The sequence below is a fragment of the Pseudarthrobacter sp. B4EP4b genome, assembly GCF_006680095.1.
GTDB lineage: Bacteria > Actinomycetota > Actinomycetes > Actinomycetales > Micrococcaceae > Arthrobacter.
In genome coordinates, this window is record NZ_VHIJ01000025.1 from 1 (window position 1) to 12,424 (window position 12,424).

Annotated in this window: 12 protein-coding genes and 1 tRNA gene; 6 read left to right on the top strand and 7 right to left on the bottom strand. The window is 66.7% G+C overall.

The features are described 5' to 3' along the window. On the top strand, positions 1 to 933 hold a 933-nt coding region (locus FNL14_RS09200; RefSeq protein ID WP_370455840.1), incomplete at its 5' end, for an ANTAR domain-containing protein. A 1-nt stretch (position 934) separates the two neighbouring features. On the opposite strand, the gene araA is transcribed toward FNL14_RS09200, so the two are convergent. From araA to araB, 3 genes are all read right to left on the bottom strand, one after another. After that, positions 935 to 2,455, bottom strand: a complete 1,521-nt coding sequence (gene araA / locus FNL14_RS09205) for an L-arabinose isomerase (protein WP_142059409.1) — start codon at positions 2,453 to 2,455, stop codon at positions 935 to 937. A 72-nt stretch (positions 2,456 to 2,527) separates the two neighbouring features. Beyond that, positions 2,528 to 3,223, bottom strand: coding sequence for an L-ribulose-5-phosphate 4-epimerase (locus FNL14_RS09210; RefSeq protein WP_142059410.1), 696 nt, complete (start codon positions 3,221 to 3,223; stop codon positions 2,528 to 2,530). Then, positions 3,220 to 5,001: a ribulokinase gene (gene araB / locus FNL14_RS09215; protein ID WP_142059411.1), complete on the bottom strand. Its 1,782-nt coding sequence runs from the start codon at positions 4,999 to 5,001 to the stop codon at positions 3,220 to 3,222. Before araB ends, FNL14_RS09210 begins: the two co-directional genes overlap by 4 nt. Positions 5,002 to 5,198: 197 nt before the next feature. Here araB and FNL14_RS09220 point away from each other — a divergent pair, with 197 nt between their 5' ends. Further along, complete coding sequence (locus FNL14_RS09220) at positions 5,199 to 5,699, top strand: hypothetical protein (protein ID WP_142059412.1); 501 nt, start codon at positions 5,199 to 5,201, stop codon at positions 5,697 to 5,699. Between the two features lie 63 nt (positions 5,700 to 5,762). Here FNL14_RS09220 and mmuM read toward each other — a convergent pair whose 3' ends face one another. The 3 genes from mmuM to FNL14_RS09235 all read right to left on the bottom strand — a co-directional run bounded on the left by mmuM (position 5,763) and on the right by FNL14_RS09235 (position 7,961). Next, positions 5,763 to 6,725, bottom strand: a complete 963-nt coding sequence (mmuM, locus tag FNL14_RS09225) for a homocysteine S-methyltransferase (protein ID WP_142059463.1) — start codon at positions 6,723 to 6,725, stop codon at positions 5,763 to 5,765. A gap of 46 nt (positions 6,726 to 6,771) precedes the next feature. Continuing rightward, on the bottom strand, positions 6,772 to 7,788 hold the full coding sequence (locus FNL14_RS09230) for a LacI family DNA-binding transcriptional regulator (RefSeq protein ID WP_142059413.1): 1,017 nt from the start codon (positions 7,786 to 7,788) through the stop codon (positions 6,772 to 6,774). A 100-nt stretch (positions 7,789 to 7,888) separates the two neighbouring features. Continuing rightward, positions 7,889 to 7,961 (bottom strand) — tRNA-Lys (locus FNL14_RS09235). A gap of 180 nt (positions 7,962 to 8,141) precedes the next feature. Between FNL14_RS09235 and FNL14_RS09240 the strand changes: the two genes are divergently transcribed. The 4 genes from FNL14_RS09240 to FNL14_RS09255 all read left to right on the top strand — a co-directional run bounded on the left by FNL14_RS09240 (position 8,142) and on the right by FNL14_RS09255 (position 11,393). After that, positions 8,142 to 8,801, top strand: coding sequence for a hypothetical protein (locus FNL14_RS09240; protein WP_091420424.1), 660 nt, complete (start codon positions 8,142 to 8,144; stop codon positions 8,799 to 8,801). A 324-nt stretch (positions 8,802 to 9,125) separates the two neighbouring features. Next, a complete protein-coding gene (locus tag FNL14_RS09245) occupies positions 9,126 to 9,743 on the top strand; it encodes a DUF47 domain-containing protein (RefSeq protein WP_091420422.1) in 618 nt (205 codons plus the stop codon). A 1-nt stretch (position 9,744) separates the two neighbouring features. Beyond that, complete coding sequence (locus FNL14_RS09250; protein WP_142059415.1) at positions 9,745 to 10,758, top strand: inorganic phosphate transporter; 1,014 nt, start codon at positions 9,745 to 9,747, stop codon at positions 10,756 to 10,758. 275 nt (positions 10,759 to 11,033) lie between these two features. Further along, positions 11,034 to 11,393 (top strand): hypothetical protein, encoded by a 360-nt coding sequence (locus tag FNL14_RS09255; RefSeq protein ID WP_255470754.1) that lies wholly within the window; start codon positions 11,034 to 11,036, stop codon positions 11,391 to 11,393. 186 nt (positions 11,394 to 11,579) lie between these two features. Here the strand turns inward: FNL14_RS09255 and pstB are convergent, their stop codons facing one another. Next, positions 11,580 to 12,359 carry a phosphate ABC transporter ATP-binding protein PstB gene (gene pstB, locus FNL14_RS09260; RefSeq protein ID WP_091420417.1) on the bottom strand — a complete coding sequence of 260 codons (780 nt, stop codon included), beginning with the start codon at positions 12,357 to 12,359 and terminating at the stop codon, positions 11,580 to 11,582. Positions 12,360 to 12,424 lie beyond the last annotated feature (65 nt).

A 12,424-nucleotide genomic window follows, 5' to 3' on the forward strand; every position in this document is an offset into this window, starting at 1 on the left:
GCCTCTCCCCCAGCCGTCGCCGGCCCTCTGGTTTCCCAGCAGGGCCCCCTCCACCGCCCCCACGGGCCCGCCATCCACGGAAATCCGGCAGTTGGACGGGCTCCGCACGGCAACCCGGGGGCCGGAAACGCCGCCTTGGGTGATTCACGGCAGGGCAGGCCTGCCGGTCCGCAGAGCGGGACACAGAACGCCATCCTGCTCGACCTGGTGACCGGCGCCGAAACGCTGTCCGACTCCCTGGAACTGCTCGCCGCTGCATCAGCCCGGGCCGTTGTGGGTACGGCGGGCCTGGTGATCGAAACGGGGGTGGTGGTCCGGCAGGCGAAGCGGGCCCCTGTCATCACCGGAACATCCGCCGAGGTCATCCGGCTCCTGGAATGGGAACAGGAGGCAGGCGAAGGGCCGGTGTGCGACGTACTCGCCGGCGGACATCCCGTGGCGGTGCTGCAGCGCAGCGGCGACTTCCGCTGGCCCCGGTATTGCCAGGAGTTACAGGCGGCCAATCTTGGCAGCGTCCTGGGAATGCGGCTCCGGGTGGACAAGGACAGCGGGACAACCGCTGACGGCAGCGTACCCGGGCGCGAAACCACGGCCGCGCTCTCGTTCTTCGCCCAGGACGCCAAGGCATTTCCGCTGCAGGTCATTTCCGAGGCGCGCTCCTTCGCCGGCCTTGCCGCGAAGAGCCTTCAGATGGCCCTGGACCTCCATAACGCCCGGTCAACCGCATCGGATTTGCGGTTCGCGCTGGACAGCCGCACGTCCATCAACGTTGCCTGCGGCGTGATCATGGCCCAGAACAGGTGTTCCTACCACGAGGCTTTTTCGATCCTCGCCCGTGCCTCCAGCCACCGGAATATCAAGGTGCGCCGGGTGGCGGAGGACATCCTCGAGCGTTTGCCCGAGGGTCCTCCGCAGGCGCACTTCGGCCACTAGGTCAGATGCCGCCGGCGAGCTTGTAGTAGGCGGCGTTCCAGTTCAGGTCCTTCTTGAACTGGCGGATGGTGGTTTCGGCGTCGATCGTGAGCAGCTCGGTTTTGGCGATCTCCGCGAAGTCCTCGAACACGTCCATGCCCACCTGGGTGGAGAGAACGGTGTGGTGTGCGGCGCCGGCGGTGAGCCAGGCGGCAGCGGAGGTGGCGAAGTCGGGTTTGGGCTGCCACAGCGCCCGGGCCACGGGAAGGTTGGGCAGCGGCTGGTCCAGCGGGACCACATCCACGGCGTTGGCCACCAGGCGGAACCTGTCCCGCATGTCCGAAAGGGCGACGACAACGCCCGGGGAGGCATCGGCGTCGAACACCAGGCGCACCGGGTCTTCCTTGCCGCCAATGCCCAGCGGATGGATTTCCAGTCGCGGCCTTCCGGCGGTCAGGGAGGGGCAGACCTCCAGCATGTGCGCGCCGAGGATCTTCTCGGAACCGGGTTCCAGGTGGTAGGTGTAGTCCTCCATCAGCGAAGCGCCGCCGGGCAGGCCAGCCCCCATCACCTTGGCCGCACGGACCAGGATGGCGGTCTTCCAGTCGCCCTCGGCCCCGAAGCCGTAACCCGCGGCCATGAGCCGCTGCACAGCCAGGCCGGGGAGCTGCCGCAGGGCGCCCAGGTCCTCGAATGAGGTGGTGAACGCGGCGGAGCCGTTGGCTTCAAGGAAGCTGCGCAGGCCGAGCTCGATCCTGGCCCCGTACCGCAACGAGTCGTGACGCGCGGCGCCTGCGCGGAGCTCCGGCACCACGTCATAAAGGTCCTCGTACTCGGCAACCAGGGCGTCGACGTCGGCCTCAGCGGCACCGTGCACGGCGTCGGCGAGCTCGTTCACGGACCATGTGTTAACCGCGACGCCGAACCGCAGCTCCGCCTCGGTCTTGTCACCCTCGGTGACGGCGACGTTACGCATGTTGTCACCGAAGCGGGTCAGCTTCAGGGTCCGCACGGCGGCCCAGCCTGCCGCGGCGCGCTGCCAGGAACCCACCTGCCGGGCTACCTCGGGATTGGAGACGTGCCCCACGACGGTCTTCCGGGCGATGCCCAGGCGGGACTGGATGTAGCCGAACTCGCGGTCGCCGTGGGCTGCCTGGTTCAGGTTCATGAAGTCGAAGTCGATGTCCGCCCACGGCAGGTCCCGGTTGGCCTGGGTGTGCAGGTGCAGCAGGGGCTTGCGGAGCAGGTCCAGGCCCTGGATCCACATCTTTGCCGGGCTGAACGTGTGCATCCACGCGGTGACGCCGATGACCGAATCGTTCGAATTCGCCTCGAGCGCGGTGCGGCGGATCGCATCCGAATCAGTCAGGACGGGCTTCCAGACAATCTTTACCGGAACGTCGGAACTGGCGTTGAGCTGGTTGGCAATCTCCTGCGACTGCGCGGCCACCTGCTTGAGGACGTCCTCGCCGTAGAGGTGCTGGCTGCCGGTGAGGAACCAGACCTCATAACCGTCAAGGGATGTGTTTGCTGCGCCACTCATGGGTTCTCCTTTGGAGTAAGTCTTGTTGGGAGTAAGTTCTGGGGGGGTGCTGCTTGGATCGGCGGCGCTGGATTACTGCCCGTAGACGTTCTGGTACCGGGCGTACAGGGAATCGATGTGGCTCTGGTCGATGGCTATGGGCTCGCCGAGCTGCCGGGCGATGTGGACAGTGCGGGCCACTTCCTCGCACATCACCGCAGCCTTCACCGCGGACTTGGCGTCCTTGCCGATGGTGAACGGGCCGTGGTTCTGCATCAGCACCGCCGGGGAGTTCGAGTTCTTCAGCGTCTCCACGATGCCGTGCCCGATCGAATCGTCCCCGATCAGTGCGAACGGTCCCACCGGGATGGATCCGCCGAATTCGTCGCTCATCATGGTCAGGACGCACGGGATGGACTCGCCGCGGGCCGCCCACGCGGTGGCGTAGGTGGAGTGCGTGTGCACCACCCCGCCCACCTCCGGCATGTGCCGGTACACGTAGGCATGGGCGGCAGTATCGGACGACGGCGAGAGCGCCGGGTTGCCCCACTCACCTGTCCCATCTCCCGGCACAGGCACCCCATACAGGTCCGTGACCACCATCTGCTCCGGCGTAAGGTCCTGATAAGAAACGCCCGAGGGCTTGATGACCATCAGCTCGTGGCCGGGGACCCGGGCGGAGACGTTGCCCGCGGTCCATACCACCAGTTCATACCGGGTCAGCTCGGCGTGCAGGGCGCAGACTTCCTCCCTGACGCGGGCGATGGTGTCCAGGATTCCGGTGCTCATGCGGACACCTCCACAGCAGCCTCAACAGCCGCAGTATCCTGGCCTGCAGTCCCCACCAGGGAAGCGGCGGCCCCGCCGGGGGAACCGGCAGCCTTCCGCTGGATAGCCTTGAGCCGGTGCATCACGTCGTTGCTGCCCCGACCGAAGTAGTCATGGAGGGTCCTGTATTCCTGGAACAGTTCCTCGTAGGCGGCCGCGTTTTCAGGGATCGGCGCGTACACCTCGCCCGGCTCCGCCCCCATGGCGGCGGCCGCCTCCCGGATGTCCGCATACTTCCCGGCCGCAACGGCAGCGTGGATTGCCGAGCCCAGGGCCGGGCCCTGCTCCGAGCCGATCGTGGACAGCTGCAGTCCCGTCACGTCAGCGTAGATCTGCATCAGGAGCCGGTTCTTGAGCAGGCCGCCGGCCACGATGAATTCCTTGACCGGAACGCCGGAGTTGCGGAAGGCGTCCACGATGGTGCGGGTGCCGAATGCGGTGGCTTCGAGCAGGGCGCGGTAAGTGTCTTCGGGGCGGCTGGCCAGGGTCTGCCCCACCACGATCCCGGACAGTTCGTGGTCCACCAGCACCGAGCGGTTGCCCGAGTGCCAGTCCAAGGCGATCAGGCCGTGCTCGCCAATGGACTGCCGGGACGCCAGCTCGGTGAGGTATTCGTGGATCCCCACGCCTGCTGCTTGGGCGGCCGCGTGGTATTCGGGCGGCACTCCGTTCTTGGTGAACCAGCCGAAGATGTCACCCACGCCGGACTGGCCGGCCTCGTACCCCCAGAGCCCGTCCACGATGCCGCCGTCCACCACCCCGCACATGCCCGGCACTTCATGGAGTTCATTACCGTTCATCACGTGGCAGGTGGAGGTGCCCATGATCGCCACCAGCTGGCCGGGATCCACCGCGCGCGCCGCCGGAGCGGTCACGTGCGCGTCCACGTTGCCTACCGCGACGGCGATACCCTCAGGCAGGCCTGTCCAGCCGGAAGCCTCCGCCGTGAGGTAGCCCGCGGCGTCGCCGAGACGTCCAATAGTGTGTTCCAGCTTCGTGCTGACAAAGTCCTTGAACCCAGGATTCAAGGCAGCCAGGAAATCCTCCGACGGGTAGCGCCCGTCCTGGTAAATCCCCTTGTAACCGGCAGTGCAGGCATTGCGGACATACTGGCCGCACAGCTGCCAGACGATCCAGTCCGCAGCCTCCACCCAGTGGTCCATCCCGGCGTAGGCTTCGGGGTCCTCCTCCAGCAGCTGCAGGCCCTTGGCGAACTCCCACTCGGAAGAAATCAGCCCGCCGTACCTGGGCAGCCACTCTTCGCCGCGTTCGGCAGCCAGCCGGTTGATCCGGTCGGCCTGGCCCTGCGCGGCGTGGTGGCGCCAGAGCTTCACGTAGGCGTGCGGCCGGTTTTCGAATCCCGGCACCTCGTTCAGCGGGGTTCCGTCCGCTTTTACCGGCACCATGGTGCAGGCGGTGAAGTCCGTGGCAATTCCGACGACGGCTGCCGGGTCAATTCCTGCCTCAGCCATAGCTGCCGGGACGGCAAAACGCAGGACGTCCCGGTAGTCGTTGGGCACCTGGAGCGCCCATTCCCCTGGGAGCCGGACGGACCGTCCATCGGCGCCCAGGCCGGCGACGTCTTCCGGTAGTACATCAGTCACCACTGCATGCGGGTACTCGTACACGCCGCTGCCCAGCTCCTTGCCGTCCCGCACGCGGACCACCACGGCCCGGCCGGAAAGGGTTCCGTAATCCACACCGATGACGTAGCTGTCTGTGTCCACTCTGACGTCCATAAAACTTCCTCCAATAGCTGCCGCAGCTTCGCGACCTTTCAATTGTGAGCGCTAACAAGTATGAAGTCAATGCCCCAAAAGGCAACGTTGTAAATCGAGGTGCGCCAAGTATCACCACGGAAACTGTGGGGACGGCTGCCACATGGGGTAGGGACAGATGGACGTCACACCGGACGCCCTCGGCAGGAAGGAAGATTGTGGCAACCCTTCAACCGGCAGGGCGCACTGGGACTGTCGCGTGGCTGGCCGGTCCGCTCTCCACGGGTTTCGGCCTGGCAGCGCACCTGGCGGCCGGCGGCCCGGCGCCCACGCTCATCATCCTTGCGGCCTTGGCAGCTCTGCTCGGCATGGCGGCAGCGATGATCGGGCGCTTCAGCGTCCCCGGCTGGGCCGTGCTGCTCGGCTGCGCGGTGGCCCAGCAACTGCTTCACCTGGGGTTTGCGGCGTTTTCCGGCGGCTCCGGAGAAGGGATACCCAGCCATGGGCACGGCGGCAGCGGGCAGGAGGTCCCGTACCCCGCGCAGGATCGACCATCGGGGGCCGAGGCTGCACCGCCGCCCGGGTATTCGCCGCACCTGATGCTCCACGCGCACATGGCAGCGGCGCTTTTAACCTATGCCGTTATGTACTACTGGCCCGGTTTTGTCCGCTGGTCCCGGCGCTTCCACGCATCCCGGCCAAAATCCCCAGTGGTTTAGCGGTTTCGCCGGATAAGGCTCACGTCCGGCCGGGGCTCGCAAGAAGTGCCGGCTGTTGCGGGATCAGGACCGCCAGAAGTGGGCCAAGGCGGCAATGTCCGCCGGCGTGGTCCGGCAGCAGCCGCCCACCATCCGCGCGCCGCGTTCGTGCCACGCCGGGGCTCCTTCCACAAGGCTGGCTGGCGCCCGTCCTGCATCAGTGGCGTCACCGGAAGCCGCGGACGGCCCCCAGGTCTTTGTGGTGGCGTTGTAGGTTTCTCCGGAGTTGGGATAAGCGATCAACGGTTTGCGGGTGGCCCGCCCTAAGGCATCCAGTGCCGGAGTGACCAACTCCAGCGGGACGCAGTTCACCCCTATCGCGGCGACGCGCGGCTCGTCGTTGCACAGCTCCGCCACCCGTTCGAGGGCAGTGCCGTCACTGATGTGCGCGCCATCCCGGAGCGTGAACGTCAACCAGGATTCGACGTCGAACTCGGCAACCAGTTCCAGCAGCGCGGCAGCTTCAGGCAGCGAGGGCAATGTTTCGCAGGCAAGGACGTCGGCTCCCGCGTCCACGAGGGCCGCGATCCGCGGCCGGTGGAACGCCTTAAAATCGTTCCGGCTCAGGGTATAGTCGCCGCGGTATTCGGACCCGTCCGCGAGGTAGGCGCCGTACGGTCCAACAGATCCGGCCACCAGCAGCGGGCCGGCCTCCGGGTTTGCGGCCAGGTGCTCGCGGCGGGCTTCGTCTGCCAGGCTGACGCTCAGGGCCACCCGTTCCAGGGCTTCGGCTTCGGAAATCCCCCGGCGCGCGAACCCCAGCGGCGTTGCCTGGTAGCTGGCGGTGATGGCAACCCGCGCCCCCGCCCGGAAGTAGTCGAGGTGGACCCGTCTGACGAGTTCCGGCTGCTCCAGCAGGACTTTGGCAGACCACAACGGGTCCTCCAGGTCGCAGCCGTGTGCTTCAAGTTCCGTGGCCAGGGCACCGTCCAGGACCACATTCTCTCCGGCATCAAGAAGGCGGGACAGGGCGTTGTTGCGGGGCATGGTGTCAGGCAGGGGCATCACTTCAGGCTACAGGGAAGGGCGCGGGTCAGGAGCGCGGTGCTGCCGTGCTCTCCCGGGGCACCAACTGCGGGATGACCACCGTGGAACTGACCGGCGCGCCCGCTTCGATCTCCTTCAGCATGGCATCCATGCAGCGCCGGCCCAGCTCTTCGAAGTCCTGGCGCACGGTGGTGAGGGGCGGGGTAAAGAAGCCCGATTCAGGCTGGTCGTCGAACCCCACCACGGAGACGTCGTCGGGCACGCGCACGCCCGCCTCATTAAACGCGCGCAGTACACCGAGGGCCATCTGGTCGTTGCCCACGAACAGGGCCGTTGCCGTCCGCTCGGCCGCCAGCCGCCGCCCGATCGCATAGCCGCTTTCGGCGCTCCAGTCGCCTTCCAGCACCAGGTCGTCCTGCAAACCCGCCTGCTGGAGCGCCGCACGCCAGCCCTCGGCCCGGAGGGCACCATCGATCCAGTCCGCCGGCCCGGCGACGTGGCCGATCCTGCGGTGCCCGAGGTCGATGAGATGCCCGACGGCGATCCCGGCGCCACTCTTCTGGTCCACCGTCACGCCGCTGACGGCGTCGTTGCCCGCCGAGCCGACGGCCACCACCGGGACGCCGGGGTTGAACTCCTCCAGGATCCGCAGCGTTTCGGTGTGCGGCACCAGGACGGCGATCCCGTCCACCGACTGGTCCATGAAGTGCCGGAGGGCATCGAAGATGGCGTCCCGGCCGATGGAACGCAGCGCGGCGATACTGACGAAGTACCCGGCATCGCGCGCGGCACGCTCGACGCCGAGCATGGTGTTGGCGGGGCCGTACTGTGAAAGCTCGCTGCCCAGCACCCCGATGGTCTGCGAGCGCCGGGTCACCAGGCTGCGGGCCGCAGTATTGCGGCGGTAGCCCAGTTGTGCGATGGCCGCCTCGACCCTTTCTCGCGTTGCCTTGCTGACATTGGGGTGGCCGTTGACCACCCGGGAAACGGTCTGGTGGGAAACACCAGCAAGTTCAGCCACGTCCTCAAGGCGCGGCAGGCGCCCGCTGCTGCTTTTAGTCATGTCCCCATTGTGCCCGTTTGGCCCGGGTTGCCACGCGCCCCACGAAAAATCCCCCGGCGGCTTCGAAAGGCTGCCGGGGGATTCCCGCTCTTACAAAGAGTGGGCCCTGTGGGGCTCGAACCCACGACCCACGGATTAAAAGTCCGATGCTCTACCAACTGAGCTAAAGGCCCCTGCCGGGCTGTGTGGGCACCGAAGTGCCGGCCTGCCCGGCCCAGTCCATTTCTGGACATTTAATACTCTAACCCATGGTTCCGGCCCCGTTGAACGCAAGCCGGAACCCGCCGTCGGGCGCGTGCGCAAAGGGTTCCGATGCTCGATTTACGGCAGGGCACAGGAGTAGCGTGGGTGGCATGAGCGAGCAACCAGGTCCCAGTCCTTACGGCGGCGCCAACCGGCACCACAAGCCGAAGCCTTTCGCCCCCGTGGACTTTGAGCCTTTTGCCGGCGGCGCGGATCCCGCACGCGTGTCCGAGGCCGCCCACCTCGCCGCCCAGGCGCTGGTCCGGCACGGCCGCGACAGCGACGATCCCGCCGTGACCGAGCGGCTGGTCAGGCTGGCTGACGAGCAGGGCCTGGAGGCCATCGCGGAGATGTGGGCGGAGAGCCCGGCCCGGTCGCTGCCGGGTGCCCTCTGGCGCCTCTATGCGTTGCGGGCGGCCACAGTGCAGGACCCGGAGCGCATTTCCGTCTACTTCCGCGCCGGAAAGGACACTGCCCAGGTTTCCAACGTGGTGGCCGGCGCGGCCGAGCCTCCCGGGGCAGACGAGATGAAGACCATGGCGGACGCAATCCTGTCCGGGGCGTTCGACGGTGAGTTCGACGTCGCGCTGGAACGTTCCGCGGCGTTCTGCCGCGTGGTGGCACTCGGCCAGGCCACCCTTGCCGACGGGGCCGAGCACGGCAACGAGGCCCACGCCAGCAAGCTCACCCGCAACTCCAACCAACTGGTCAAAACCGCTGAAGACCTTGAGCACGCCGCCAACGCCTGGCGGCTGGGCGAACTGGACTGACAAGGCCGCTTTGTGGCCCAGAACGCGCGATCTGTCAATGTTGACTTGGGCCAACCAACGTAGAACACTGAAACTGGTGCCGAGCCGCGAAACCCCCGGGCTTCAACATTTAGCCGCCTAGAGCGGCCTACCGCCGAGAGGCGTATCCGGTTCGGCACCATTTTTATGCCCGCTTACGGCAGGCCCGATGTTCGTTGGCCGCCTGCTGTCAGCCCATTTCAACCCTCCTTTTATGGGCCGGTAGAGTTAGCGTTGGTTGCGCCGGGGTCACGTCACACGGCAGGCAACTCCCGCCCTGAACTACTCCCGGAGACCGGTAACTACGTGAAACTGCGCCTTTTTCCCCAGGAGCCCGCCGGGCTGAACCTCTTGTCGCAAATGGCGCAGCAGATTGTGCTGGGCAGCGCCACCCTCGCCGAAATCCTCGGTGTCCCCGCGGCGGAGCACGGCAGGCTTGTGGAGGACATGCACAACCACGAGGCACGGTCCGCCGAACTGCATTTCGCCCTTCTGACGCACATGCGCACCAGCTTTGTTAACCCGTTGCCGCGCGAGGACATGTATGCCCTCTCGCGGTACCTCAACGAGGCCATCGAGAAACTGGATGCCGCCGCGGAACTCGTGGCCCTTTACCGGCTGGAGCGCCTCCCCAAACGGGCCGCGGACCAGCTGGAGATCATCAGCCGGCAGGCCGAACTCACCGTGAATGCCATGCGGCGGCTCGACAACCTGGACGACCTCGAGGATTACTGGATCGAAATCCTCCGCCTGGCCAAACGTGCCGAACGGACCCACCGGGTGTGGGTGGCGGACATGATCAGCGATATGAAGTGGGCGCAGTACTCCCGCAACCGCGACATCGCCAACCAACTCGTGGAAGTCACCAAGGACATGCGCCGCATCGCCACCCAGGTAGGCAGCATCATCGTCAAGGAATCCTGAGGTGACGGCAGTCGTCTTCGGCGCAGTGGTCCTCCTGGCCGCCGTGTTCGCCTTCGTCAACGGGTTCCGCGACGTCTCCACCTCCGTGGCCCTTGCCGTCCGCACCCGGGCACTCACGCCCAGCGTGGCGGTGCTGCTCGCAGCCTTCTTCAACTTCATTGGCGCACTGCTCAGCGCGGGACTGGCGGTGGCCGTGAGCCAGGCCTGGATCAGCCTCCCTGCCGGGACGGACGGACTCAGCATCCTCCTGGCAGGCCTGGCCAGCGCCATCGCGTGGGGAATCTTCCTGTGGTGGCGGGGCATCCCGGCCTCCACCACCCATGCCCTGGTGGGCGGCCTTGCCGGGGCGGGACTCGCCAGCCTCGCCGTGGGCGGGCCGGGTGTTGGCGGAGTGGACAACTCCCTGCTGTTCCAGGTCATCCTGCCCCTGGTGCTGTCCCCCCTGGTGGCCTACAGCGGCGCGTTTATGCTGGTCTACCCCGCCACCTGGGCCGCACGGCACACGCAGCCGAACGTGGTGAACCAGCGGTTCCGCCGGAGCCAGTCCATCGCCGCGGGGGCGGTGGCGTTCGGCCACGGCCTGCAGGACGGGCAGCGGATCAGCGCCGTCCTCCTCCTTGCCCTGCTGGCGGGCGGCTATTCCGACGGCGGCAGCATCCCCGTGTGGGTTGCGCTGCTTTCAGCGGTGATGATCGCCGCCGGTACGATGTTCGGCGGCTGGCGCATCTCGCACACCATCGGCCATAAAATCACCAGGATCGACCCGCTGCGCGGCTCGGTGGCCCAGATTTTCAGTGCCGTGATGCTTTTTGTGGGTGCCATCGGCCTGCACTGGCCCCTGTCCACCACGCACACCGTCACCTCTGCAGTGTTGGGCGCGGGAGAGAACCAGCACTTCTCGGTCACCAACCGGAAACTGGTGATCCGCATCGTGGGGCTCTGGATCCTCACCCCGCTGGCCACGGCCGCCCTCGCCTTTGTGCTGGCGCTGGCACTTTCCCCGCTGCCGGAATAAGCCGCGCGGACCGGGTCCGCCGGCTCACAGCCGGGGACCACGCCGTCGTCTGCTACTGCCCTGCCCTGCCCTGCAAGACCTGTACAGCCGGAAGCTGGTGACGTAAATTCAAAAGTAGGCCCCCAGCACCGCTGCCGGGCCTGCCATCCGCAGCCGGGTGCAGGGCTGGGGATGGTTCCGCTGCAGCATATCGGCGGGTTGGCTGCACAACGTGGAAAAGACCAGGCGCCATGTCTACCCCGGCTCCCCGCCACGACCCCCCTCAGCCACGCCATATGCAGTGCGAGCTTTGCGGAACGGAACAGCAGCTGACCATCCACGCGATCATTGCGATGGGTGCCGCCAATGGCGACCTGGTCACCGTCTCCTATACGTGCAACGAATGCCGCCGGTTCCAGGAGCACCTCGCGTATGCGGCCGACGTAGCCGCGGCGCTCGGCCAGGTGCGGTGGATGGCAAAGGTTATTTTGCTCGGTGACGAGTACATCCATTGCGGATTTGCCATGGAGGAAGCCGAGTTCGAGATAGAGCGCCTGTGCTACCGGAGCAGTTCCGGCGGGGCACTGAACACCGTCTCGCTGCCCACCCGGGTGCTGCGCTGCCGGTGCGGCTTCCAGCTGGAAGTCCCCGAATAGGCGGACAGTCCCCGATCAGGAGTAGGGCGGGGCCAGGGCGTACGACGGGGGCCCCTGGTTCAGCCGGCTGTGGGCCCACGGCCGCAGGGGTCCCCGGGCGAGCGTGCGAGCCTGGTTCAGCCGGCTGTGGGCCCACGGCCGCGGGGGTCCCCGGGCGAGCGTGCGAGCCTGGGGCGCGGCTGGGGATTATCCGAAGCGGCCGGAGACGTAGTCTTCCGTGGCCTTCTGCGTGGGGTTGCTGAAGATGGTGTGCGTGTTGCCGACTTCGATGAGCTTGCCGGGCTTGCCGGTGCCAGCGATGTTGAAGAACGCGGTGCGGTCCGAGACGCGGGCTGCCTGCTGCATGTTGTGGGTCACGATCACCACCGTGTACTGGTCCTTGAGCTCGTTGATGAGGTCTTCAATGGCCAGGGTGGAGATGGGGTCCAGCGCGGAGCACGGCTCGTCCATCAGGATCACCTGCGGCTCCACGGCGATGGCCCGCGCGATGCAGAGGCGCTGCTGCTGGCCGCCGGAAAGCCCCGAACCGGGCTTGTCCAGGCGGTCCTTGACCTCGTTCCAGAGGTTGGCGCCCTTCAGTGAGCGCTCCACCAGGACGTCGGCCTCGCCCTTGGAGATCTTCTTGTTGTTCAGCTTCACGCCCGCCAGCACATTGTCCCGGATGGACATGGTGGGGAACGGGTTGGGCCGCTGGAACACCATGCCGATCTGCGAGCGGACCGTGACGGGGTCCACGCCCGGGCCGTACAGGTTGTCGCCGTCGAGGAGCACTTCGCCCTCCACGCGGGCGCCGGGAAGTACCTCGTGCATGCGGTTCAGGGTCCGCAGGAAGGTGGACTTGCCGCAGCCGGACGGACCGATGAATGCGGTGACGGACTTGGCCTCGATGTTGATGGTGACGTCCTCCACGGCGAGGAAATCGCCGTAGTACACGTTCAGGTCCTTGACGTCGATGCGCTTAGACATGGTGTTCCTTCACTAACTGGGGATGAATTGAAGTCTAGGTTCCGGCCGGAAGCGGCGGTAGGTGC